The following is a 24,918-nucleotide window of genomic DNA, read 5'->3' as shown; positions in this document are numbered from 1 at the left end:
TTCCTTTATCCGAAGTTGAGTTAATAAAATGGGGCCAACTTCCTGATAATTCAATAAAAATAAAAAATGCGGCAAATTACCGCACTTTTATTGTGAAATAATAAAGATTATAGCCAACCTTTACGTTTAAAGTAAATATACGGTGTTAATCCTGCCATAATCATTAAACCGATGGCCATTGGGTAGCCATATTTAAAATGCAACTCTGGCATAAAGTCAAAGTTCATACCATAAGTGGATGCCACTAAGGTTGCAGGTAAAAACATAACCGACACTACTGAGAAAAATTTCATAATCTTATTCTGTTCAATATTGATATAACCCATTGCCGCCTGCATTAAGAAATTTACTTTTTGGAATAAAGATTCGTTATGCGGTTGTAAAGATTCAATATCTCGCAAAATTTCACGAGCTTGCTCTAATTGATTTGCCGGTAATCTCGTTTTACGAACTAAAAAGCTTAAGGCTCGTTGCGTATCCATCAAACATAAACGCACTTTTGAGCTCATATCTTCTTGTTCGGTTAAGGTTGCTAAAGCATCATCAAACGCCTCGCCTTGCTTGCCATCTAAGATAACGTGGCTCAATTTTTCTAAATCAGAATAAACATTCTCAATAACATCGGCTAACTGTTCGATCTTAGTTTCAAATAAATCTAGTAATACTTCATACGCATTACATTCTTCTAAACGTTGATAGCGAGAACGCATACGATACAAACGAAATGCTGGCAAATCACGATCACGTAAGGTAAATAAACGCCCATCACGTAAAGTAAATGCAACACTCGCTAAATCTGCATAATCATCTTCATCTTCACAATAAAAGAATGAGTGCAAATGTAAACCGTCTTCATCTTCAAAAAAACGAGCTGATGCCTCAATATCTTCTAATTCCAAGAAAGAAGCCAGGCTTTGTTCCAACCCATCTTGTAAAATTTCACGTTCTTCAAGGGTTGGTTCAACCAAATCAATCCAAATTGCCGTATTTAATGAAGCAATATCTTCCTCATCAAGACGGCTTAAACGTGAATTTTCAAGTGCAAAAGCATTAATCATTTTTTGTCATACTCCCTAGGTTGTGCCTATGGTTATGAACAACGCAATGAACAAATAAAAACCAATCGACATCACCGCAAAGTGCGGTCATAAAAATAAAAATTTTTGATGTTTTGGTAAAAAAAGATACCTAATAAAAGCGGGTATATAAGATACTTATCCGCGAAAACCTCGCCGATAAGTGAATTGGGCGAGATTTAGAGTAAAGAATTCAATCGGTATCGACTGTGACTGTCCAAAGTGTGTGTCCTCTTGTTACTAAATCGTCGCGAATATTACCCCTGAACAAACTATTCGTCAAGGTTAAGGTAGATTTTTTTGCTAGAATTTCGAATATTTATTTTTACTACAAAAATAAAGCCTTCGTAAACTAAGAAGGCTTTATGAGTTAGTAATTAATTAGGCTTGTTTGGTAGGGTAATCCCACCAAATATCGAATAATTCACTGATCTCAATTTGTTGTAAACCATTTGCTTCTAACCAATTTTTTACTAATTGACGGTGGTTTTCATCGCATTTGCCAAGTTTTTCTAAACAAACTAAACCTTCCCAATGTAAATAACCACTACCTTCATAAGCTAAACCGTTTGGTTGGATAACTTCACTGATGAAACGATCAACAACTTCATCCACAGTTTCGATTGACGTATTGTCAGCGAATTGCCAATTTACTAAGAAACCTAATTCTTGGAATTCAGCAAGATGCATTTTTTTACGTTGTCTTTGATTACGTTTGATAGCCATATTATCTTCTCCTATGGTTGTTAGTTAATCTTTAATAAAATATAAATCCCACACACCATGCCCTAAACGCTGTCCACGTTGTTCAAACTTGGTTAATGGTCGAAAATCTGGTCGTGGAATAAAATCTTGAGTCTTTGAAGTATTACGCAAACCTTGGGTATTTTTCAATACTTCTAACATATGTTCTGAATAATTTTCCCAGTCAGTGGCCATATGAATAAATCCACCTTGATGCATTTTTTTCATCACAGCTTGTACAAATTCTGGTTGTACAATACGACGCTTATGATGTTTTGATTTTTGCCACGGATCAGGGAAAAAGAGTTGTAAACCACCTAAACTATTATCCGCAATACAATCACGCAAAATTTCCGTCGCATCATGACAAATCACACGTAAATTTTTAATATTTTTCTCAACAGCGTAAGCAATACAGGCTCCTACGCCAGGTGTATGTACTTCAATGCCAAGATAGTTATACTGTGGATGTTGTTTTGCCATTTCTACTAAAGATTTTCCCATCCCGAAACCAATTTCTAAGATTACAGGATTATCATTACCGAAAATTTCAAAAAAATTAAATGGCTGATTTTGATGCTCTAAGCCATAATCAGCCCAATGATCATTCATTGCATTACGTTGAAATTCACTTAAACGTCCCGTACGTAACACAAAACTACGCACTTTGCGCTTATAACGGCCATCTTCAGTAAATTCCGCAATTTCTACTGTTTTACGTTTTTGATCAGCAAAAGTTGTTTTTTGTTCAGACATTTGTTACCCCAAAATTCTTCGAGCGTGGATTATAAGCGAAAATCACAAAGTGCGGTAACTTTTTAACTCATTTTTATCATTTTATTACATACTCTTGCATGTTAAACTGTCTCTTTATTTAATATTATTTAATTTTTATGTTAGCGCAATCCTCTCCTCAGGCACCTTTTGCTCATGCTGTCCTTACTTGGTATGAAAAATACGGACGTAAACATCTTCCTTGGCAAAAAAATAAAACTTTATATACAGTTTGGTTGTCTGAAGTCATGTTGCAACAAACTCAAGTGACTACTGTTATTCCTTACTTTGAACGTTTTATTAAAATTTTTCCAAATGTGACCGCACTTGCTAATGCACCATTAGACGAAGTCTTACATTTATGGACAGGATTAGGATATTACGCTAGGGCAAGAAATCTACATAAGGCTGCTCAAACTATCCGAGATCAATACCAAGGTGAATTTCCTACCGATTTTAATAAAGTATGGAATTTAACTGGAATTGGACGAAGCACAGCAGGAGCCATTTTATCTTCTTGTTTAGATGCGCCTTATCCTATTCTTGATGGAAATGTAAAACGTGTTTTAGCACGTTATTTTACCGTTCAAGGTTGGCCTGGTGAGAATAAAGTAGAAGAACAATTATGGATATTAAGTAGCCAAGTTACACCGACAGAAAAAGTAGCAGATTTCAATCAAGCGATGATGGATCTTGGTGCCATGGTCTGTACAAGAAGCAAACCTAAATGTGAACTTTGTCCATTACAAACAGGTTGCAAAGCGAAAGATCAACAAAATTGGAAAGATTATCCAGGTAAGAAACCTAAAAAAGACTTACCTGAACGAGAAACTTATTTTTTATTGTTAGCTAAAAACGAAAAAGTGCTTTTAGAACAAAGAAAAGAGACGGGCTTATGGGGAGGACTTTATTGTTTTCCGCAATTTAATAGTAAACAAGCATTATTAGATTATCTGAAACAAGAAGGAATTGATAAGTACCAAGAATGGACGGCTTTTAGACATACTTTTAGTCATTTTCATTTAGATATTTATCCTATTTATGCACAATATGATGCACACTCAAATGGGGATGAAGATTGTTCTCAATGGAAAAAAATTGAAGAATTTACCGCAGATTACAAAACAACTGTATCAACTGTGAGCAAATATTGGTATGATCCTAAAAATCCAGTTCAAATTGGGCTGGCAACACCAGTAAAGAATTTATTAACTAAATTTCAAAAAGGACTGCATTATGGCAAGAACCGTGTTCTGTGAATATTTGAAACAAGAAGCCGAAGGCTTAGACTTCCAACTTTATCCTGGTGAATTAGGTAAACGTATTTTTGACAATATTAGTAAACAAGCTTGGGGAGAATGGCTAAAAAAACAAACCATGCTTGTTAATGAAAAAAAATTAAACATGATGAATGTGGAACACCGTAAATTACTCGAGCAAGAAATGATTAATTTTCTTTTTGAAGGCAAAGATGTCCATATTGAAGGTTATGTTCCACAATCTAACTCGTAAATAAATTACAATGAAAATCAGAAAATATTTACTTTTAGCGCTAATTCCCTTTCTTTATGCTTGCTCGTCAGATAACAGTAGCTTTTATGATGATGCATTTGCAAAAGATACTAATGGATTAGACTTATTAACAGGACAATTCTCACAAAACATTGACCAAATTTGGGGTGTGAATGAATTATTAGTAGCCAGCCGTAAAGACTATGTAAAATATACTGATAGCTACTACTCCCGTAGCCATATCGGCTTTGATGATGGTGTTATAACCATCGAAACTTTATCCGATGCAAATCATTTACATAGTGCTATCGTCCATACCCTACTCATGGGTTCAGATGCTAAAGGTATCGATTTATTTGCCTCTGGTGATGTTCCTATTAGCTCTCGACCATTCTTAGTGGGACAGGTAGTGGATAATTTCGGACGTGCTATTACCACGGTTGATATTGCAAACAGTTTTGCAAGCTATTTACTACAAAATAAATTGCAGAGCCGTAAATTAACCAATGGACGCACTGTGCAATTCGTGACAATTCAAATGATTGCAAACCACATCAATGTTCGTGCAAGAAAATACTTATCATTAGTTCGCCAAGCATCTCGTCGTTATAGCATTGATGAAAGTTTAATTTTAGGAATTATGCAAACTGAATCCAGTTTTAACCCTTATGCGATTAGTTATGCTAATGCGATGGGGCTAATGCAAGTCGTACCACACACTGCAGGTAGAGATGTATTTAAATTAAAAGGACGCTCAGGACAACCAAATAAGAGTTATTTATTTGATCCAGGCAATAATATTGATGCTGGTACCACATATTTATGGATTCTTAAAAATGACTACTTAGCAGGTATTAGCAATCCAACATCAATGCGCTATGCTATGATTTCGGCTTATAACAGTGGTGCTGGAGCGGTATTACGTGTATTCAATAGTGATCCAGAAGAAGCTATAGATACGATTAACCGCATGCAACCAGAACAAGTCTATAGAATATTAACTACTGCGCATCCATCTTCTCAAGCGAGAAACTACTTGTTAAAAGTAGATAAAGCACAAAAAAGTTATCGCAGAGCACAATAAATAATAAAAACTCACTAATCAAAAATTAGTGAGTTTTTTTATAAAAAAATTTCTCAAAATCACACCGCACTTTTCCAAAATGTGGCAGATAGCAATAAAAATGGGCTCTTCATCTCAATGATTTTATAGCATAAAATAAATAAAATTTGTCGCTTTAATATACGCCTTGCACATTTAACAAACAATCAAACTAAAAAATACATTTTTTTTAAAATAGATGTTGACTTACCCACGAAAAAACGGTTTAATACGCCCCGTGTTAACGCGATGAGTGTTAAACGCCTCGATAGCTCAGTCGGTAGAGCAGGGGATTGAAAATCCCCGTGTCGGTGGTTCGATTCCGCCTCGAGGCACCATTTCCTCCTTAGTTCAGTCGGTAGAACGGCGGACTGTTAATCCGTATGTCGCTGGTTCAAGTCCAGCAGGAGGAGCCAAATTCTGAAAGGCTGTTAATTATTAAATTAACAGCCTTTTTTCATTCTATCAGCTAAGTCGTATATACTGCTCTCTACAAATAAAAAGGCACAACTTTAATGTTGTGCCAAATAATTGCTTCAAATAAAATTAATTTGAATATTGACGAATTGCATTACCAATTTCTTGATCATTATAAATCGCTGACACCACATCTTTTAATGCAGCACTCAATGATTTTTGAATATCATCATTACCTACAGTAAGTGCGCCTTCATCAGTGCGAGATGCCCCCATATTTTTAGTAAAATTACCTTTAGCTCCTTGAACATGAACTTCTAATTGAATCTTAGAACTGATTTTATGACGTAAATTTCCTTCCTCTACTTTTGCATAAAAGTCTTTAACTGTCACTAATACTGTTGTATTGGCTGAATTTGCTTCAGATAAGCGGAAACCTTTACTATTTAAATTTTGTTGCATAACTTGTTGAAATAATGCTTCTACAGTAGGTTGTGCAGATAATGGAAATAAAGCACCATCTTTCGTATAACTAGATACTTCTTTTTGGCTACGACCATCTTTAGTAACAACATTAACAATTGCATGTTGATTACTTACATTTAAGGTCGAAGTTGGAGCTTGAGGGGTAAAAGTTAATGTATGACTTGGCGCCTGACAAGCAGAAAGAAATATAGTTGTAACAACAATCGCCGCTAAAGATAATGGTTTAGTAAATTTCATATTTATCCTTATTTTCATTAAGTGATGAGACTTCAGATTTTATAATAAGACAATAAATCTAAATTAAGATTCATTTATTCTTGCAAACTTATGCGAGAATGTATAGCCTTAAATCCCTCATGATTAATTATTTTTAGGAAAATTTGAGCATGAATAAACAACAAGAGTTAACACAGCGCTTAACTCAAGCATTTTGTCCTCAATTTCTACAAGTAGAAAATGAAAGCCATATGCATAGTTCTAACCTTGGTGGCGAATCACACTTTAAAATTGTTATCGTTAGTGAAAAGTTTGAAGGAAAATCCAGGATTGCTCGACACCGTATGGTTTATCAATATTTATCTGAAGAGCTAGCAACAAATCTTCATGCATTAGCTTTACATACTTATACTCTAATAGAATGGGAACAAAGAGGTAAACATCTACCCAAATCAACAAATTGCCTAGGCGTCAATAAATAATTACCTTAGGTTTTCTATAAAAAGCATTTAAACTTCCTCATATAACTAGCAGAAATGGCATATTTTAGTTAAAATAAGGCGTTTAATTTTATGTAAAAAATTATTTTTCATTGTTTTAAACAACGATAAAAATAAATTTTATTTTAAAACAATGAATTATCTAGAATTTGAGTTTTAATTTTATTTGGTTGGAGAACTATTATTGATGATTTATTGAAAAATAGATCAAAAATTCTTAGATCGAAAATCATTACTCAAGGCGAGGTTGCATGATTAATTTATTTTATAATTAATGGTGCAATCATATTTTTAATCCAACAAAAGTAGTGCAAACAAATGATTACGATTAAAAAAGGCTTGGATCTTCCTATCGCTGGGAAGCCAGAACAAGTAATCCGTGATGGTAATGCTATCACTGAAGTTGCTTTGCTTGGTGAAGAGTATGTAGGTATGCGTCCTTCTATGAAAATTCGTGAAGGCGATACTGTGAAAAAAGGCCAAGTTCTTTTTGAAGACAAAAAGAATCCTGGTGTATTTTTCACTGCACCTGCAAGTGGTACTATAACTGCGATTAACCGTGGTGCTAAGCGAGTATTACAATCTGTAGTAATTAAAGTTGAAGGTAACGAACAAGAAACTTTCACTAAATATTCAGCTACCGAATTAAATTCATTAAGCTCCCAACAAGTACGTGAAAATCTACAAGCCTCTGGTTTGTGGACAGCATTTCGTACACGCCCATTTAGTAAAGTTCCTGCGGTAGATGCGGTTCCAGCATCTATCTTTGTAAATGCAATGGATACCAATCCATTAGCGGCAGATCCTTGTGTCATATTAAAAGAATTTTCACAAGATTTTACTGATGGTTTAACTGTTTTAAGCTGTTTAGTCCCAGAACGCCCATTACACTTATGCCAATCTGAAAATACAAATATTACAACAGCTAATTTAAGTAATTTGCAAATTCATCATTTTGGCGGTGTTCACCCAGCTGGTTTAGTAGGAACTCACATTCACTTTATTGATCCTGTTGGTTCAACAAAAACGGTATGGCATATTAACTATCAAGATGTTATTGCTATTGGTAAATTATTTACCACAGGTGAGTTATATACAAACCGCATTATTTCTCTTGCTGGTCCCCAAGTTAAAACGCCTCGTTTAGTTCGTACAATATTAGGTGCGAACCTAAGTGATTTGACTTCAAATGAATTAAACGAAGGTGAAAATCGTGTCATTTCAGGCTCAGTATTATGTGGTAGTACCGCTGAAGGTCCACATAACTATTTAGGTCGTTATGCTTTACAAGTTTCTGTAATTGCCGAAGGTCGTGATAAAGAGTTTTTTGGTTGGATTACACCACAAGCTAATAAATTCTCAATAACACGTACAATACTAGGGCATTTTTCTAAAAAATTATTTAATTTTACTACCGCAGAAAATGGTGCAGAACGCGCTATTGTGCCAATTGGTAGTTATGAACGTGTAATGCCACTAGATATTCTCCCAACCATGTTATTACGTGATTTAATGTCAGGTGATACAGATAGTGCTCAAGCGTTAGGTTGTCTTGAGTTAGATGAGGAAGATTTAGCACTTTGTTCATTTGTTTGCCCAGGCAAAAATGAATTCGGTTCAATCTTACGCCAGGCATTAGATAAGATTGAGAAGGAAGGTTAAAATGGGTTTAAAATCTCTTTTTGAAAAAATGGAACCCGCGTTTTTACCTGGAGGTAAATACCAAAAGTTATATCCATTATTTGAATCAGTATATAGCTTGCTCTATACCCCTGGTACAGTAACGCATAAAAATACCCACGTACGTGATGGGATTGATTCTAAACGTATGATGATTACTGTTTGGTTAGCCTTATTACCTGCACTCATTTATGGTTTATTTAACGTAGGTGCACAAGCAATTCCTGCTTTAAACCAAGTAGGTAACTTAAATGATTTAGTGGCTAATAACTGGCACTATTCATTGGCTAACGCATTAGGTATTGATTTATCAACTAATGCAGGATGGGCAAATAAAATGGCACTTGGTGCAATTTTCTTCTTTCCTATTTATATCACTGTATTCGTTGTGGCGATGGTATGGGAATTATTATTCTCAATCGTGCGAGGACATGAAGTTAATGAAGGTTTCTTTGTTACAACTATCCTATTTGCATTAATTGTTCCACCTACATTACCTTTATGGCAAGCTGCTTTAGGTATCTCTTTTGGTATTGTAATTGCTAAAGAAATTTTCGGTGGAGTAGGTAAAAACTTCATGAACCCTGCTTTAGCTGGTCGTGCATTTCTCTTCTTTGCATACCCTGCACAAATTTCAGGAGATGCAGTTTGGACAGCCGCAGATGGTTTTTCTGGTGCAACTGCACTTTCGCAATGGTCCCAAGCTGGTATTAGCGGATTAAAACATACTTTTGATGGCACGCCTATTACTTGGATGGATGCATTCTTAGGTAATATCCCAGGTTCTATGGGGGAAGTTTCTACATTAGCTATCTTAATTGGCGGAGCAATCATCGTATTTACACGTATTGCTTCATGGAGAATTATGGCTGGTGTAATGATTGGTATGGCTGCTACAGCAACTTTATTTAATGTTATCGGTTCTGATACTAATCCTATGTTCTCAATGCCTTGGCACTGGCATTTAGTATTAGGTGGATTTGCATTAGGTATGGTATTTATGGCAACTGACCCTGTATCTGCTTCATTTACTGATAAAGGCAAATGGTGGTACGGTATTTTAATCGGTGTCATGGTTGTTCTGATTCGTACAGTTAACCCTGCTTATCCAGAAGGTATGATGTTAGCGATCTTGTTTGCAAACTTATTTGCACCAATTTTCGACTATGTCGTAGTTCAAGCAAATATCAAACGTCGGAGAGCAAGAACAAATGGCTAAGTTTAATAAAGATAGCGTATTCGGCACGGTTACTGTCGTATTACTTTTAAGTTTAGTTTGTTCAATTATTGTAGCTGGTTCTGCTGTAGCACTAAAACCAGCACAAGAGGAACAAAAACAACTTGATAAACAAAAAAATATCTTAAATGTTGCAGGTCTCTTAAAAGAAAACGGCAATATTAAAGAAATTTATTCTAAATTTATTGAACCTCGTTTTGTTGATTTAGATACAGGTGATTATGTTGATTCTGCAAGTACTGAAGTTGAATTAATTCCAGCTGATTTAGATAAAGCAAAAATCCGTTCAAGAAGCAAAACAGCTGAAGTTTATTTAGTTAAAAATGAACAAGGTAAAGTAGAACAAATTGTATTACCTATTTACGGAACAGGTTTATGGTCAGTGATGTATGGTTTTGTTTCTGTCGCACCAGATGCAAACACAATTAAAGGCATCACCTATTACCAACATGGGGAAACTCCTGGACTAGGTGGTGAAATTGAAAACCCTAACTGGCAAAAACTTTTCGTAGGTAAAAAACTACTTGATGCTAATAACCAACCTGCAATCAAAATTGTAAAAGGCCAAGCACCTCAAGATGAGCATAGTATTGATGGTTTATCAGGTGCAACCTTAACTGGTAATGGTGTACAAGGTACATTTAATTATTGGTTCAGTGATAAAGGTTTAGGTAAATACCTTGAAAAACTTAGAGCGGGGGCTAAATAATGGCTGATTCAAAAAGTAATTTAAAAGAACTTTTATTAGGACCTGTTATTAAAAACAACCCAATTGCATTACAAATCTTAGGAATTTGTTCTGCATTAGCGGTAACAACTAAATTGGAAACTGCAGTGGTTATGGCTATCGCAGTAAGTTTAGTTACAGGTTGTTCTAGTTTCTTTATTTCATTAATCCGTAATTATATTCCTAACAGCATTCGTATTATTGTTCAATTAGCCATTATTGCTTCATTAGTAATTGTGGTTGACCAATTACTTAAAGCTTATGCTTATGGCTTATCAAAACAACTTTCTGTTTTTGTGGGGTTAATTATCACTAACTGTATTGTTATGGGACGTGCAGAAGCATTTGCAATGAAAGCTCCTCCATTAGAAAGTTTCGTTGATGGTATAGGCAATGGTTTAGGTTACGGTACTATGCTAATTATCGTTGCATTTTTCCGTGAACTTATTGGTTCAGGTAAATTATTTGGTGTAACTATCTTTGAAACTATTCAAAATGGTGGTTGGTACCAAGCAAACGGTTTATTCCTACTTGCACCAAGTGCTTTCTTTATCATCGGATTTGTTATCTGGGGATTAAGAACTTGGAAACCAGAGCAACAGGAGAAGTAATCCATGGAACATTATATTAGTCTTTTTGTAAAGTCAGTTTTCATTGAAAATATGGCACTTTCTTTCTTCCTTGGTATGTGTACATTCCTTGCGGTTTCCAAAAAAGTGTCTACTGCTTTTGGTTTAGGTATCGCAGTAACCTTTGTTTTAGGTATTGCAGTGCCTGTTAACCAGTTAATTTACGCAAATGTATTAAAAGACAGTGCATTAGTTGAAGGTGTGGATCTTTCATTCCTTAACTTTATTACTTTCATTGGTGTAATTGCAGGCTTAGTACAAATTCTCGAAATGGTACTTGATAAATTCATGCCAACTCTCTATAACGCATTAGGGATTTTCTTACCTTTAATTGCGGTAAACTGTGCAATTTTCGGTGGTGTATCATTTATGGTACAACGTGACTATAACTTTCCAGAATCAGTAGTTTATGGCTTTGGTGCTGGCTTAGGTTGGATGTTAGCCATCGTTGCACTTGCAGGATTAACTGAGAAAATGAAATATGCAGATATTCCAGCAGGTTTACGTGGTTTAGGTATCACCTTTATCACCGTGGGATTAATGGCATTAGGTTTTATGTCATTCTCTGGTATTCAGTTATAAGGAGTGGAAATAATGAGTGACTCTACAGTTTTACTACTCGGTATTGCCGCTTTTACTGTCATTGTTCTAGTATTAGTTGCGATTATTTTATTCGCTAAATCAAAATTAGTAGACTCCGGTGATATTACTATCGGTATTAATGGGGATCCAGATAAAGCCATCACATTACCCGCAGGAGGTAAATTATTAGGTGCACTTGCGAGCAAAGGTATTTTCGTCTCATCTGCTTGTGGTGGTGGTGGCTCTTGTGGTCAATGTCGTGTTATTGTTAAATCAGGTGGTGGAGATATTCTTCCAACCGAACTTTCCCATATTTCAAAACGTGAAGCTAAAGAAGGCTATCGTCTATCTTGCCAAGTTAATGTTAAAGGCAATATGGAAGTTGAATTACCAGAAGAAATTTTTGGTGTAAAAAAATGGCAATGTACTGTTATTTCTAACGATAACAAAGCAACCTTTATTAAAGAGCTAAAATTAGCTATTCCAGAAGGCGAAGAAGTTCCATTCCGTGCAGGTGGTTATATTCAGATTGAAGCTGAGCCACATACTGTGGCTTATAAAGATTTTGATATTCCAAAAGAATACCATGAAGACTGGGATAAATTTAATTTATGGCGTTATGTGTCAAAAGTAGATGAGCATATCATCCGTGCCTACTCTATGGCTTCATATCCAGAAGAGAAAGGTATTATTATGCTTAATGTGCGTATAGCTACTCCACCGCCACGTAATCCAGATGTTCCACCAGGACAAATGTCGTCTTATATTTGGTCATTAAAACCAGGTGATAAAGTCACGATTTCTGGTCCATTTGGTGAATTCTTTGCGAAAGAAACTGATAATGAAATGGTCTTTATCGGTGGTGGTGCTGGTATGGCTCCAATGCGTTCTCATATTTTTGACCAATTAAAACGCTTACATAGTAAACGTAAAATGTCATTCTGGTATGGTGCTCGTTCTAAACGAGAAATTTTCTATCAAGAAGATTTTGACCAATTAGCAGCTGAAAACGATAACTTTGTATGGCATGTTGCTTTATCAGATGCCTTACCTGAAGATAACTGGACAGGTTACACTGGCTTTATTCATAACGTGCTTTATGAAAACTATCTAAAAAATCATGAAGCACCTGAAGATTGTGAATACTATATGTGTGGACCTCCAGTGATGAATGCAGCTGTTATCAAAATGTTGAAAGATTTAGGCGTAGAAGATGAAAATATCTTATTAGATGATTTCGGTGGCTAATATTCACTACATACGATAAATCAAAGCGGTCAGGTTTCTGACCGCTTTCACTATTTCTATGAATATAAATTTTTTAAAATTGAACCGCACTTTATGAAATTAAAACCAATAATTAGCTTACTCACTAGTGTTCTATTAACACTATCCTTAACTGCCTGTAAAAAAGATCCTGAAATCATTACCCTTAGTGGTAAAACCATGGGTACAACTTACCATATAAAATATATTGATGATGGCAGTTTAACTAAAACGGCAGAACAAGCTCATGAAGGAATTGAAACGATCCTGAAAGATGTCAATAATAAAATGTCTACTTATATTGAGACATCTGAACTCAGTCGCTTTAACCAGTATCGAGAAACTAATCAACCTATTGAAATTTCAGCAGATTTAGCTAAAGTTATAGGAGAAGCTATACGTTTAAACCATGTCACTCAGGGCGCATTAGATATTACTGTTGGCCCCATAGTGAATCTTTGGGGATTTGGTCCAGAGAAACGTATTGATAAGCAACCAACTAGTGAGCAAATAGCAGAACGTAAAGCTTATGTTGGCATTGATAAACTTAAATTATTACAGAATGCTGATAAATTTTTCCTTGAAAAAACTGCACCTGAGCTTTATGTTGATCTCTCATCAATTGCTAAAGGCTTTGGAGTAGATCAAGTAGCCAATTATATAGACAGTATTGGCGCTAAAAACTACATGACTGAGATTGGTGGTGAAATTCGTGCTAAAGGTCAAAATATTGAAGGCAAAGATTGGCAAATTGCGATAGAGAAACCCACTTTTGATGGTTCTCGTGCAGTGGAACAAGTGATTGGATTAAAAAACCTAGCCATGGCTACCTCTGGTGATTATCGTAATTATTTTGAAGAAAATGGTGTCCGTTTCTCTCATGAAATCGATCCTAAAACTTGTTATCCAATCCAACATAAATTAGCATCAATTACCGTATTATCACCAAGTTCAATGACCGCTGATGGCCTATCTACTGGTCTATTCGTACTTGGTGAAGACAAAGCCCTAGAAGTGGCTGAAAAAGAAAATATTGCTGTATACCTTATCATCAAAACAGATAATGGTTTTGAAGTGAAAATGTCTTCAGCATTTGATAAATTGCTAAATAGCAAAAACTAAGGACATTATTATGAAACTATTCTTAATTACTTTCGCTCTCTTCTTACTTATAATCTTAGCGATGGCATTAGGATATATTGTCAAACGTAAAGCCTTAAAAGGCAGCTGTGGTGGGATTTCTGCACTCGGCATGCAAAAAATGTGTGATTGCGAAGAACCTTGTGACAACTTAAAAGATAAAGTGGCAAAAGGTGAGGCTGATCCAAGTGAATTAGAACGTTTCAAAAAAACACCACAATTCTATGAAGTCAACTAAATCATTAGCGGCTTTAATTATGATCTCGGAGCGTATTTTATACGCTCCTACATTCTATAAATCTAACCAATGTGCTTCGCCTTAACCGAAGTTACGGGAGAAATTATGCAAAATACCGAACCATTACGTTCAAAAACTTACGATACTCATTTTCCGAAACTCACACCACAACAACTTGCTGAAAATAATAAAATTAAAGTTATTTGCGGTATGTCTGGTGGCGTTGATTCATCTGTTTCTGCTTTCATTCTACAGCAACAAGGCTATCAGGTTGAAGGCTTGTTTATGAAAAACTGGGAAGAAGACGATGATACTGATTACTGTACAGCAGCCGCAGATTTAGCAGATGCTCAAGCGGTTTGTGACAAACTAGGTATTCACTTACATAAAATCAACTTTGCAGCGGAATACTGGGATAACGTATTTGAACATTTTCTCAGTGAATATAAAGCAGGCCGTACGCCTAACCCAGATATTTTATGTAATAAAGAAATTAAATTTAAAGCCTTCTTAGATTATGCAGCAGAAGATCTTAGCGCTCATTATATTGCTACAGGTCATTATGTGCGTCGTTCAGGTGATGATAGCAATGCACATCTATTACGTGGTCTAGACAATAATAAAGACCAAAGTTATTTCCTACACGCATTAACTAAAAAACAAGTTGGTCAAAGCTTATTTCCTGTTGGTGAAATTGAAAAACCGATTGTACGTGCAATTGCTGAAGACTTAGGCTTGATTACCGCCAAAAAGAAAGATTCAACAGGTATTTGTTTTATTGGTGAACGCAAATTCAAAGACTTTTTAGCACGTTTCTTACCTGCTCAACCTGGAGATATTAAAACCACTGAAGGAGAAGTAATTGGTCGCCACCAAGGATTGATGTATCACACTTTAGGGCAACGTAAAGGATTAGGCATTGGTGGTATCAAAGGCAAAGATGAAAATGCTTGGTATGTAGCAGAAAAAGATTTAGCAAATAATGTATTAATTGTGGCGCAAGGCCATGATAATTCAGCATTACAATCCGTGGGTTTGATTGCTAAACAACTCACTTGGGTCAGTGAGCAACCACTATGTGAACCATTACGTTGTACTGTAAAAACACGTTATCGTCAAACGGATATTCCTTGTTTAGTGACACCAATAAATGACGATACCGTAGAAGTTCGTTTTGATGAACCACAAATTGCTGTAACTCCTGGACAATCTGCAGTGTTCTATCAAGGTGAAGAATGTCTTGGTGGCGGAGTCATTGAACAACAAATCAAATAATTTCAAAGTGCGGTTAAAATTTCTTAAATTTCTACCGCACTTTTATTGTTACAACATCAAGACTCAAGGGGACAACTTTAAAATAAGCTGAATAAATGCTATATTAACAGCTCATTTTTAAGTTACTTTATAAAAATATGGCAAGCAATTACTATGAAGTGACCTTAGCCTTAGCTGGGGTCTGTCAAGCAGCAAAATTAGTCCAACAATTTGCATCAGAAGGACAGGCAGAGAGTGAGTCATTTAAAACTTCACTATACTCGCTTCTGCAAACTGCACCAGAAAATATATTAGCCGTATATGGTGGACATGAACGTAATTTAAAACTAGGTTTAGAGACTCTACTCGAACAACTCAATGGTAGCCCCGAAGATCTTACTCGTTACTGGTTAAGCATTTTGGCTTTATCAGGTAAATTAGAAAAATCTGCTTCTGCTAAAGCAGAACTTTCACGCCGTATTCAATATTTGCCAACCCAGTTAGAACATTATGATTTATTTGATGATCAGATGTTATCTAATATTGCCTGTATGTATGTAGACATCATTAGCCCGCTGGGCAATAAAATCCAAGTAAAAGGTTCTTCTGAATTTTTACGCCAACAAGTTTTACAAGATCGTATTCGTGCATGCTTGCTAGCGGGCATTCGTTCCGCTCTATTGTGGCGGCAAGTAGGCGGCTCAAAATGGCAAATTCTCTTTTCACGCCGTAAGATTTTTAATATGGCAAAACAAATTTATTCATCCCTTTAATACACAAACGGAGCAATCTAATATGCAACTTAGCGCATTAACCGCAATCTCTCCTATTGACGGACGTTATCAAGATAAAACTGCGGCTTTACGTGGTATTTTCAGTGAATTTGGTTTATTAAAATTCCGTGTAACTGTAGAAGTACGTTGGTTACAAAAATTAGCGGCGACTGCACAAATTCAAGAGGTTGCTTCATTGTCAAAAGAAGCAAACGATTACCTAGACCAAATCGTTGCTAATTTCAGCATTGAAGATGCACATCGTATCAAAGATATTGAGCGTACTACGAATCACGATGTGAAAGCTGTCGAATACTTCTTAAAAGAAAAAAGTGAAGCGATTCCTGAGCTTGCAAAAGTCTCTGAATTTATCCACTTTGCTTGTACCTCAGAAGATATCAACAATCTTTCTCACGCATTAATGTTAAAAACTGCACGTGAAGAAGTGATTTTACCTGAATGGCAAAAACTCATTGGTGAAATTACCCGCCTTGCTAACGAATACAAAACTATTCCATTACTTTCACGCACTCATGGTCAACCTGCCTCACCTTCAACCGTTGGTAAAGAAATGGCAAACGTGGTATATCGTTTACGCCGCCAATTTAAACAACTACAACAAATTGAAGTGTTAGGTAAAATCAATGGTGCAGTAGGTAACTATAATGCTCACTTAAGTGCTTATCCAAACATTGATTGGCATCAATATAGCGAACAATTCGTAACCTCATTAGGAATTAATTGGAATCCCTATACTACTCAAATCGAACCCCATGATTATATTGCTGAGTTCTTTGATTGTGTATCTCGTTTCAATACTATCATTATCGACTTCGACCGTGACTTATGGGGCTACATTGCATTAAATCACTTCAAACAACGCACTATCGCAGGCGAAATTGGTTCATCAACCATGCCACACAAAGTTAACCCAATCGACTTCGAAAATTCTGAAGGTAACTTAGGTGTTGCGAATGCAATTATGACTCACTTAGGTCAAAAATTACCTTGTTCTCGTTGGCAACGTGATTTGACTGACTCAACAGTGTTACGTAACTTAGGCGTTGGTTTGGGCTACTGCTTAATTGCTTATGCGGCGACTCGCAAAGGTATTAGTAAATTAGAAGTGAATGAACAGCATTTACGTGATGAACTAGACCAAAACTGGGAAGTTTTGGCAGAGCCAATTCAAACTGTCATGCGTCGTTATGGAATCGAGAAACCATACGAAAAATTAAAAGAGCTAACTCGTGGTAAACGTGTGGATGCGGCAGCAATGAAATCTTTCATTGAAAAACTTGAAATTCCCGCAGAAGAAAAAGCTCGTTTACAACAATTAACACCTGCGACCTATATTGGTGCGGCTATTCAGTTAGTTGAAAAACTATAATATCAAATAAAAAAGTGCGGTAAGATTCTGAAAAATTTTCTAAAATCTTACCGCACTTTTGTTGGTCATTTATATAACCATGTTAAAACATTTGTATATTGATACGGATATGCTTGTTAATTAGTTTTGAGCTGCTTTTTCTGCTTCAACCACCGCTTTAGGTTTGCGTCGTTTACCAATATTTTTAGTATCTTTATGACGTAATTTCTCTTTTTTCTTAGCAGCAATTCTCTTTTCTTCTTTTTTTGCCTTAATACGAGCTTTTTGTTTTTTAGTCACAGTTTTGACTTCACCATCCTTTGGTGGATTAGTACGAGGCTCTAAACCTTCAATCACACGGGGTTTCAGTAGTTCTTCCGTATAACGTTTAATTTTACCTAATAATTTATAATCATGTCCCTCTACAAAAGAAACTGCTGTCCCCTTTTTACCCGCTCGTGCCGTGCGACCAATGCGGTGTAAATAAATATCAGCACTATAAGGTAAGTCAAAATTCATCACATGACTAATATCTTCAATATCAATACCTCGAGCGGCGACATCAGTCGCCACTAACACAGTAACGATACCATTTTTTAATTTATCAATAGCATTATTACGCTGTGTCTGTGCCATTTCGCCTTCAAGATAAGTAGCCCGAATTCCTCGTTTACGCAAAATTTCAGCTAATTCACGCACATCCTCACGACGACGTACAAACACAATACCTTTAGTGACTTGTTCATTTTCAATAAAACGAGCTAATAACTTAATTTTGTGTTCATTATTATCAGCATGATAGTACCATTGATTAATTTTCTTACGCTCACGGCGGCTTGGTTCAGCTTCAATTTCTAGAGGCTCATTTAAAATACGTTCTGCAAAATCCGCTAGTAACTCACCCTCTAAGGTCGCTGAAAATAAAAGTGTTTGTTTACGCCAACGGGTTTCAGCAGAAATTTTCTCTGCATCTTGTCCGAATCCCATTTGTAACATGCGATCAGCTTCATCAAAAATCAGAATTTCGACCGCACGGCAATCAAAGTTTTCTTCTTTAATATATTGCAATAAGCGGCCTGGTGTCGCCACCACGATATCTTGGTTTTTATTAAATATTTCTCCATGATTTTGATATGCGACACCACCAGTAATTGTCGCGATACTTAAATTTGTAAACTGTGCTAGCTCTTCTGCTTGTTGTGCAACTTGCATGGCTAATTCTCGAGTTGGTGTTAAGATTAAAATACGAGGGGCACCTGGTTTACGACGAGGATAATCTAATAAATGTTGGATAGCAGGTAGTAAAAATGCTGCAGTTTTACCTGTTCCTGTCGGGGCTGATCCCAATATATCACGAGCATCCATGGCAGCAGGAATCGCTTCTAACTGGATGGCTGTTGGGCGAGTATAACCTTTTTTAGCTAAGGCTTTTAATAATTCTGGAGCAAGTTCAAAGTCTTCAAATTGTGAGTGTAGCATGAATTTTCTCAAATAATCTAAAATTAAAATTTTGGGGATTATACCGCACTTTGTTATAAAAGTGCGGTTAGATTAGAGAAAATTGTTTCTATAGAAAAATAAACGCACACATCAAGTGTGCGTTTTTAGGCTTAAGCTACCCACAATAAGATAGCAAGCAATTGAGGAGAAATAATTCTTAAAAACATAACAAGAGGATAAACAGTAGCATAGGATAATGCAGCAGCCCCATTTTCTTCTTTAATTGAGTTAGCAAAGGCTAATGCTGGAGGATCAGTCATTGACCCTGCAAGCAAACCACAAATACTAAGATAATTCATTTTATTATAGAAACGAGCAATACAAGCGACTGTCATTAATGGAATAAAAGTGATGAATACACCATAACCCATCCATTCAAATCCTTCACCATCTATTAGCGTATGTAGAAAATTACCACCAGATTTTAATCCGACAACAGAAAGGAAAAGAACAATGCCCATTTCACGTAAGGCTAAATTAGCACTAGGTGGCATAAACCAATAAAGCTTACCGATTGAACCAATTCTAGCAAGAATAAGTGCGACGACTAATGGTCCACCTGCCAAGCCTAGCTTTAATGCTACAGGAATACCTGGAAGACTAAAAGGAATTGAACCTAATAGAACACCTAAACCAATTCCAATAAAAACAGGTAACATTTGTACTTGTTGTAATTTACCTTTGGCATTACCTAATACCTCAATTGCCCGTTCAATATCATGCTCATCCCCCACGATATTTAACACATCGCCGAATTGTAACGCCGTCGCACCATTAGGCACTAATTCAACACCTGCACGGTTTAGGCGGGAGATAACGACACCATATTTTTGATCGAGGCTAAGTGACATTAACCGTTTTCCTAGCACATTATCATTGGTAACAGCGACTCTTTCTGTGCGAATATGCCCTTGAAGTGCGGCTTTTTCTAAAGCAATTTCTTCACCAATGATAATTTTCATTTGTTGTAGATGTGCATTACTTCCAATAATATGAAGAACATCGCCAACTTGTACGATAGAATCTGCTTTAGGAACAAAGATATCTTCACCTCGTTTAATACGACTGCAAACAACTTGTTTACTATCAAAACCAGGCACTAAACGTAATTGAAGATTATCTAAATTAGTGTTTGTAACTTTTACGTTAATTTTCTCCAATAAAGGTTTAGAACGACCCGCTTCCAACTCAAAATGTTTGGCTTCAGCATCAATTTTAATTTTAAAGAATAGGCGTACTAACCACATCGTTAACAAAATACCACAAATACCAAATGGATAAGCAACGGCATACGCCATACCCATTGTTTCAGTAATATTAAGCATACCTAATTCAGAAAGAATTTGTTGCCCTGCCCCTAATGAAGGCGTATTGGTAACAGCTCCTGAATAAATACCTAAAATAATATCTAATGGCACGTCAAATAATTTATTAAGAACCACTACCGCCACTGCCCCTAAAATAACAATTAAGACCGCTAAACTATTTAATTTAAGACCAGATTTACGAAGAGAAGCAAAGAAACCGGGACCAACTTGAATACCGATTGTATAAACGAACAAGATAAGACCAAATTCTTGAACAAAATGAAGCGTATGAGGATCTAATTTAAGTCCATATTGGTCACTAAAATGCGACACAATAATGCCCCCAAATAATACACCACCAATCCCCAAACCAACTCCTTTGATTTTCCAATGCCCAATCCATAGACCAAGAATGGCAACCAAAGAGAGGATACTTATTGTTATCGCTATATCTGACATAACTACCTACCTTGGGTTAATTTTTAACTGTTGGTTATTATAGCAAAGAAGTTTTCTAAGAATTTGATACGCCTCAAATATTCGCTAAAAATCTCGGCCAAATAACATTTTTCTTGCTAAATCATAGAATTTGCTCAAAAATAGCGATTTATTTTCACTTATTGTAGGAAAGATAATGAATTATTCTGAAGAATTACTGACTTCATTACTTTGGATTATAAAAGCCATTGGGATAACGGCAGTTATATTTTCATTAACCGTCTATATTTTAATCAAGACCACCCGTTGGGCTAGACAATTTTGGGCACTCTCAGCAAGCTATTTATCACCGAAACGTAGTTTAAGACCACTTATTTATTTTACAGTTATTGTTTTCTTTAACTTGCTCTCCGTTCGCTTAGATATTTTATTTTCAGAATGGTATAAAGCCTTATACAATGCCTTGCAAGAATCAAATGAAAAAGTGTTTTGGATTCAACTGGCTGTCTTCTCTGTATTAGCTACTGTACATATTGCCAATATCCTATTAACCTACTACCTGACTCAACGTTTCATTATTCAATGGCGTACATGGTTAAACGATTCAATGGTAAATAAATGGACAAACAATCAAGCTTATTACAAAACACAATATGTTTATAATCAATTAGATAACCCTGATCAACGTATTCAACAAGACGTGCTTTCATTTGTTACTGATTCTATTGATTTTGCTACAGGAGTGATTTCTTCAGTAGTATCCATTGTCGCCTTTACCTCTATCCTATGGGGATTAGCGGGGCCAATGAGCATCGCAGGTTTCACCATTCCTCATGCGATGGTATATTTAGTATTCATCTATGTATTAATCAGCAGTGTATTTGCTTTCAAAATTGGTCGACCATTAATTCAGTTAAACTTTGCTAATGAACGCCTCAATGCAAATTATCGTTATTCTTTAATTCGTCTAAAAGAATATGCTGAAAGCATTGCGTTCTTCCGTGGTGAACGGATGGAAAAAGTAGTACTAGGCAAACAATTCAGCCAAGTTATTGAAAATGTATGGCAAATGATTTACCGCACCTTAAAACTATCAGGTTTTAATGTGATGGTTTCACAAGTATCAGTGATATTTCCTTTCCTTATTCAAGCATCTCGTTACTTTAGTAAACAAATTCAACTTGGAGATTTAATACAAACAGCACAGTCATTTGGAAGAGTTCAATCTGCTTTATCATTCTTCCGCAACTCGTATGATGATTTCACTAGATATCGTGCTGTATTAGACCGTTTAACAGGTTTCCATGCAGCAATCAGCCAAGCAAATCAAACTTCTAAAACACAGATTGAAGATAGCGAAGGTACTGTTATATTTGAAAATTTAACGATCAATAAACCAACTGGTGATGCATTAATTAAAGATATCAATTTAACCCTAGCACAGGGTTCTACAATATTAATTAAAGGGCCTTCTGGTGCAGGGAAAACCACTTTATTACGTACTGTTGCAGGTTTATGGCCATATGCTGAGGGTTCCGTACATTCTCCACAGCATCAAGCATTATTCTTATCGCAAAAACCTTATTTACCACAAGGTCGCTTAATTGATGCATTATTCTATCCCGAAGTAGCACCTAAAGAAGTGGACATTGAAAAAACGACGGAAATCATGCAGAAAGTACAATTAGGTCATTTAATTGATCGTTTAGAGCAGCAAAATGATTGGACAAGAGAACTTTCATTAGGTGAACAGCAACGACTTTCCTTTGCTCGAGTATTAATATATCAACCCAAGGTAGCGTTCTTAGATGAAGCCACTGCAAGTATGGATGAGGGGCTGGAAGATGCAATGTATCGTTTGTTAAAAGCAGAACTACCAAACACAACAATTATCAGTGTTGGCCATCGTTCAACTTTACAAACTCATCATAAACAACATTTAATTATCAACCCTCAGTCACAAACTTGGGTATTAAATTAATCTTAGCATCAAAGTAAGGCAGATCAGAATCTGCCTTTTTGTTAAAAAAAAAGTGCGGTAGATATTTATAAATTTTCTACCGCACTTTATCTCATAACATCTTGTTATTCTATATGTTCCTCAAACCAACTCTCTAAAATTAGAGCGGCTGAAATACCATCCACCTTGCTTTTATTTAAGGCTTTATAACCACCTCGTCCAAAAATTTCTGAACGGGCTTCCGTTGTCGTTAATCGTTCATCCTGTAACTCTACTGGAATACCAAAACGACCATTCAAGCGGTTTGCAAATTTTTTTGCTCTAAGGGTAAGCAGTTGTTCTGTACCATCCATATTAAGTGGCAATCCAACCACAATCACCTGTGGCTTCCATTCTTCTAAACATTTTTCAATTTCATTCCAATCAGGTATGCCATCCCGTGCTTTAAATGCTGGTAAAGCCTGTGCTGTGCCAGTAATACTCTGCCCTACCGCACAACCAATGCTTTTAGTGCCGAAATCAAAACTTAATGCGGTAAAACTCATTAGCAATATCCTGCTTGTGCAACTAAACTACTCGGCTTGAATCCCAACAATTGCTGTGCTTCTGCCCAACGGTTTTCAAAAGGTACATCAAATAAAACACGTTCATTAGCAGGCACCACTAACCAGGCGTTTTCTGAAATTTCTTCCTCTAACTGACCAGGCTTCCAACTTGCACAACCCAGTGCAACTAAATATTTAGTTGGCTCTTTCAGCGTACCAAAAGTGGTAATCACATCTTCAGAGGTTGTGAGCTGTAAATTATCCGTCACTTTATAACTATGTTCAAAATCCTGTTCTGTAGTGGTATGTAGTATAAAACCACGTTCAATATTTACTGGTCCACCAGCTAATACAAACATATCAGGGTATTCACGACCATCTGCCATCATGAAATTCAATTTTGCGACTAGCTCTGCAACACTTAAATCTGTGGGCTGATTCACAACAAGCCCCATTGTGCCCTGATCATTATGTTCACAAATATAAATTACCGAATAAGCAAAATAACTATCTTGTAAATTCGGCATGGCAATTAAAAACTTATCTTGTAATTCCATCTTAGTCTTCTTAATTTATAAATCACCAAAACTCACTTGTAGTGCCGTAATTGCCACTAAAGATGCGGTTTCAGTGCGTAATACACGTTTGCCCAATAATACTTCAGTAAAACCTTGTTTTTCTGTTTGCTCAATTTCTTGTGGAGACAACCCACCTTCAGAACCAATCAGTAGACGAACACCTTCCGTGGGAATTTCAGGTAAATTTTTAATTGAATATTTTGCACGAGGATGAAGATTGAGTTTTAACATGCCGTCTTGTTCAGCACACCAATCTTGCAATTTCATCATAGGACGAATTTCAGGTATCACATTGCGACCACATTGCTCGCAGGCAGCGATAGCAATCTTCTGCCATTGCTGTATTTTTTTATCCATCCGTTCTGCATCTAATTTTACCCCACAACGTTCGGACCATAATGGAGTAATGACATTCACACCTAATTCCACAGATTTTTGAATAGTAAATTCCATACGTTCGCCACGTGAAATCACCTGCCCTAAATGAATTTTCAAATGACTTTCATGAGAGTCAAATTGACAATCTTGAATTTCAACTGCTACTGATTTTTTATTCACTTGCTTAATCACAGCAGGATAAATATGGTTGCTACCATCAAATAATTCAAGTTGTTCGCCCTCTTGCATGCGTAACACACGACCAACATGATTAGCCGCATCTTCAGTTAATAAACAAGTTTTCGTCTGGTATAAAGATTCAGGATGATAGATTCGAGGAATTCGCATAGTTTCTCTAAGTAAAAATATTGGAAGTTTATGATAACAGAAAAATAAAAATGCGGTGGAACAAAATATTGATTTTTAATAGCTTATCTAAAAGACAAAAAAAGTGCGGTTAAAATCTCAAAAATTTCAACCGCACTTAACA

General features: G+C 36.0%; 25 protein-coding genes and 2 tRNA genes. 18 read left to right on the top strand and 9 right to left on the bottom strand.

Annotated features, from left to right (window positions below; all coding sequences use genetic code 11):
• Positions 1–107: 107 nt before the first annotated feature.
• The 3 genes from corA to trmB all read right to left on the bottom strand — a co-directional run bounded on the left by corA (position 108) and on the right by trmB (position 2,576).
• On the bottom strand, positions 108–1,058 hold the full coding sequence (corA, locus tag BN1226_RS02490) for a magnesium/cobalt transporter CorA (RefSeq protein ID WP_005758638.1): 951 nt from the start codon (positions 1,056–1,058) through the stop codon (positions 108–110).
• Between the two features lie 399 nt (positions 1,059–1,457).
• Positions 1,458–1,802: a YggL family protein gene (locus BN1226_RS02485; RefSeq protein ID WP_044469837.1), complete on the bottom strand. Its 345-nt coding sequence runs from the start codon at positions 1,800–1,802 to the stop codon at positions 1,458–1,460.
• Positions 1,803–1,826: 24 nt separating this feature from the next.
• Complete coding sequence (gene trmB / locus BN1226_RS02480; RefSeq protein WP_044469836.1) at positions 1,827–2,576, bottom strand: tRNA (guanosine(46)-N7)-methyltransferase TrmB; 750 nt, start codon at positions 2,574–2,576, stop codon at positions 1,827–1,829.
• Positions 2,577–2,713: 137 nt separating this feature from the next.
• On the opposite strand from trmB, the gene mutY reads away from it, so the two are divergent.
• From mutY to BN1226_RS02455, 5 genes are all read left to right on the top strand, one after another.
• The gene (gene mutY / locus BN1226_RS02475) at positions 2,714–3,853 is read left to right on the top strand and encodes an A/G-specific adenine glycosylase (RefSeq protein WP_044469835.1); all 1,140 of its coding nucleotides are present in this window, start codon (positions 2,714–2,716) and stop codon (positions 3,851–3,853) included.
• On the top strand, positions 3,831–4,106 hold the full coding sequence (locus tag BN1226_RS02470) for an oxidative damage protection protein (RefSeq protein WP_005758563.1): 276 nt from the start codon (positions 3,831–3,833) through the stop codon (positions 4,104–4,106). The genes mutY and BN1226_RS02470 overlap by 23 nt, the downstream gene beginning before the upstream one ends.
• A gap of 16 nt (positions 4,107–4,122) precedes the next feature.
• Positions 4,123–5,190, top strand: a complete 1,068-nt coding sequence (gene mltC, locus BN1226_RS02465; protein ID WP_040596128.1) for a membrane-bound lytic murein transglycosylase MltC — start codon at positions 4,123–4,125, stop codon at positions 5,188–5,190.
• 280 nt (positions 5,191–5,470) lie between these two features.
• Positions 5,471–5,546, top strand: a tRNA-Phe gene (locus tag BN1226_RS02460).
• Between the two features lie 2 nt (positions 5,547–5,548).
• Positions 5,549–5,624: transfer RNA gene (locus BN1226_RS02455), tRNA-Asn, on the top strand.
• 130 nt (positions 5,625–5,754) lie between these two features.
• On the opposite strand, the gene BN1226_RS02450 is transcribed toward BN1226_RS02455, so the two are convergent.
• Complete coding sequence (locus BN1226_RS02450) at positions 5,755–6,348, bottom strand: YajG family lipoprotein (protein WP_044469834.1); 594 nt, start codon at positions 6,346–6,348, stop codon at positions 5,755–5,757.
• A gap of 149 nt (positions 6,349–6,497) precedes the next feature.
• On the opposite strand from BN1226_RS02450, the gene BN1226_RS02445 reads away from it, so the two are divergent.
• The 12 genes from BN1226_RS02445 to purB all read left to right on the top strand — a co-directional run bounded on the left by BN1226_RS02445 (position 6,498) and on the right by purB (position 17,743).
• Positions 6,498–6,809: a BolA family protein gene (locus tag BN1226_RS02445; protein WP_044469833.1), complete on the top strand. Its 312-nt coding sequence runs from the start codon at positions 6,498–6,500 to the stop codon at positions 6,807–6,809.
• Positions 6,810–7,145: 336 nt separating this feature from the next.
• Positions 7,146–8,489, top strand: a complete 1,344-nt coding sequence (locus tag BN1226_RS02440) for a Na(+)-translocating NADH-quinone reductase subunit A (RefSeq protein ID WP_044469832.1) — start codon at positions 7,146–7,148, stop codon at positions 8,487–8,489.
• 1 nt (position 8,490) lies between these two features.
• Positions 8,491–9,726, top strand: coding sequence for an NADH:ubiquinone reductase (Na(+)-transporting) subunit B (locus BN1226_RS02435; RefSeq protein WP_044469831.1), 1,236 nt, complete (start codon positions 8,491–8,493; stop codon positions 9,724–9,726).
• Complete coding sequence (locus BN1226_RS02430) at positions 9,719–10,453, top strand: Na(+)-translocating NADH-quinone reductase subunit C (RefSeq protein WP_005758570.1); 735 nt, start codon at positions 9,719–9,721, stop codon at positions 10,451–10,453. The genes BN1226_RS02435 and BN1226_RS02430 overlap by 8 nt, the downstream gene beginning before the upstream one ends.
• Positions 10,453–11,082, top strand: coding sequence for an NADH:ubiquinone reductase (Na(+)-transporting) subunit D (locus BN1226_RS02425; RefSeq protein ID WP_044469830.1), 630 nt, complete (start codon positions 10,453–10,455; stop codon positions 11,080–11,082). Before BN1226_RS02430 ends, BN1226_RS02425 begins: the two co-directional genes overlap by 1 nt.
• Positions 11,083–11,085: 3 nt before the next feature.
• Positions 11,086–11,682 (top strand): NADH:ubiquinone reductase (Na(+)-transporting) subunit E, encoded by a 597-nt coding sequence (nqrE, locus tag BN1226_RS02420; RefSeq protein WP_005758556.1) that lies wholly within the window; start codon positions 11,086–11,088, stop codon positions 11,680–11,682.
• Positions 11,683–11,694: 12 nt separating this feature from the next.
• Entirely contained in the window at positions 11,695–12,930 is a 1,236-nt protein-coding gene (gene nqrF / locus BN1226_RS02415; RefSeq protein WP_005758408.1) for an NADH:ubiquinone reductase (Na(+)-transporting) subunit F, read from the top strand.
• 93 nt (positions 12,931–13,023) lie between these two features.
• Positions 13,024–14,070 (top strand): FAD:protein FMN transferase, encoded by a 1,047-nt coding sequence (locus tag BN1226_RS02410; protein ID WP_044469829.1) that lies wholly within the window; start codon positions 13,024–13,026, stop codon positions 14,068–14,070.
• A 10-nt stretch (positions 14,071–14,080) separates the two neighbouring features.
• Positions 14,081–14,326, top strand: coding sequence for a (Na+)-NQR maturation NqrM (gene nqrM / locus BN1226_RS02405; RefSeq protein ID WP_005758450.1), 246 nt, complete (start codon positions 14,081–14,083; stop codon positions 14,324–14,326).
• 105 nt (positions 14,327–14,431) lie between these two features.
• Positions 14,432–15,601: a tRNA 2-thiouridine(34) synthase MnmA gene (gene mnmA / locus BN1226_RS02400; protein ID WP_044469828.1), complete on the top strand. Its 1,170-nt coding sequence runs from the start codon at positions 14,432–14,434 to the stop codon at positions 15,599–15,601.
• A 137-nt stretch (positions 15,602–15,738) separates the two neighbouring features.
• Positions 15,739–16,353 carry a high frequency lysogenization protein HflD gene (hflD, locus tag BN1226_RS02395; protein WP_044469827.1) on the top strand — a complete coding sequence of 205 codons (615 nt, stop codon included), beginning with the start codon at positions 15,739–15,741 and terminating at the stop codon, positions 16,351–16,353.
• A gap of 22 nt (positions 16,354–16,375) precedes the next feature.
• A complete protein-coding gene (gene purB, locus BN1226_RS02390) occupies positions 16,376–17,743 on the top strand; it encodes an adenylosuccinate lyase (RefSeq protein WP_044469826.1) in 1,368 nt (455 codons plus the stop codon).
• Positions 17,744–17,863: 120 nt separating this feature from the next.
• Here purB and srmB read toward each other — a convergent pair whose 3' ends face one another.
• Together srmB and BN1226_RS02380 are read right to left on the bottom strand one after the other, a co-directional pair.
• A complete protein-coding gene (gene srmB, locus BN1226_RS02385; RefSeq protein WP_044469825.1) occupies positions 17,864–19,201 on the bottom strand; it encodes an ATP-dependent RNA helicase SrmB in 1,338 nt (445 codons plus the stop codon).
• 131 nt (positions 19,202–19,332) lie between these two features.
• Complete coding sequence (locus BN1226_RS02380; protein WP_044469824.1) at positions 19,333–20,988, bottom strand: putative transporter; 1,656 nt, start codon at positions 20,986–20,988, stop codon at positions 19,333–19,335.
• A gap of 175 nt (positions 20,989–21,163) precedes the next feature.
• Between BN1226_RS02380 and BN1226_RS02375 the strand changes: the two genes are divergently transcribed.
• Entirely contained in the window at positions 21,164–22,948 is a 1,785-nt protein-coding gene (locus BN1226_RS02375) for an ABC transporter ATP-binding protein/permease (protein ID WP_044469823.1), read from the top strand.
• Positions 22,949–23,052: 104 nt separating this feature from the next.
• Here the strand turns inward: BN1226_RS02375 and ruvX are convergent, their stop codons facing one another.
• Genes ruvX through rsmE form a run of 3 tightly spaced genes read right to left on the bottom strand, consistent with a single transcriptional unit; the run spans position 23,053 to position 24,776 of the window.
• Positions 23,053–23,472, bottom strand: coding sequence for a Holliday junction resolvase RuvX (gene ruvX / locus BN1226_RS02370; RefSeq protein WP_044469822.1), 420 nt, complete (start codon positions 23,470–23,472; stop codon positions 23,053–23,055).
• Positions 23,472–24,029: a YqgE/AlgH family protein gene (locus BN1226_RS02365; protein ID WP_044469821.1), complete on the bottom strand. Its 558-nt coding sequence runs from the start codon at positions 24,027–24,029 to the stop codon at positions 23,472–23,474. The genes ruvX and BN1226_RS02365 overlap by 1 nt, the downstream gene beginning before the upstream one ends.
• Positions 24,030–24,044: 15 nt before the next feature.
• Positions 24,045–24,776, bottom strand: a complete 732-nt coding sequence (gene rsmE, locus BN1226_RS02360; RefSeq protein ID WP_044469820.1) for a 16S rRNA (uracil(1498)-N(3))-methyltransferase — start codon at positions 24,774–24,776, stop codon at positions 24,045–24,047.
• Positions 24,777–24,918: the final 142 nt, after the last annotated feature.

The organism is Mannheimia massilioguelmaensis, from assembly GCF_000940515.1.
GTDB lineage: Bacteria > Pseudomonadota > Gammaproteobacteria > Enterobacterales > Pasteurellaceae > Basfia > Basfia bettyae.
This window is presented reverse-complemented; position numbering and strand designations above follow the sequence as displayed.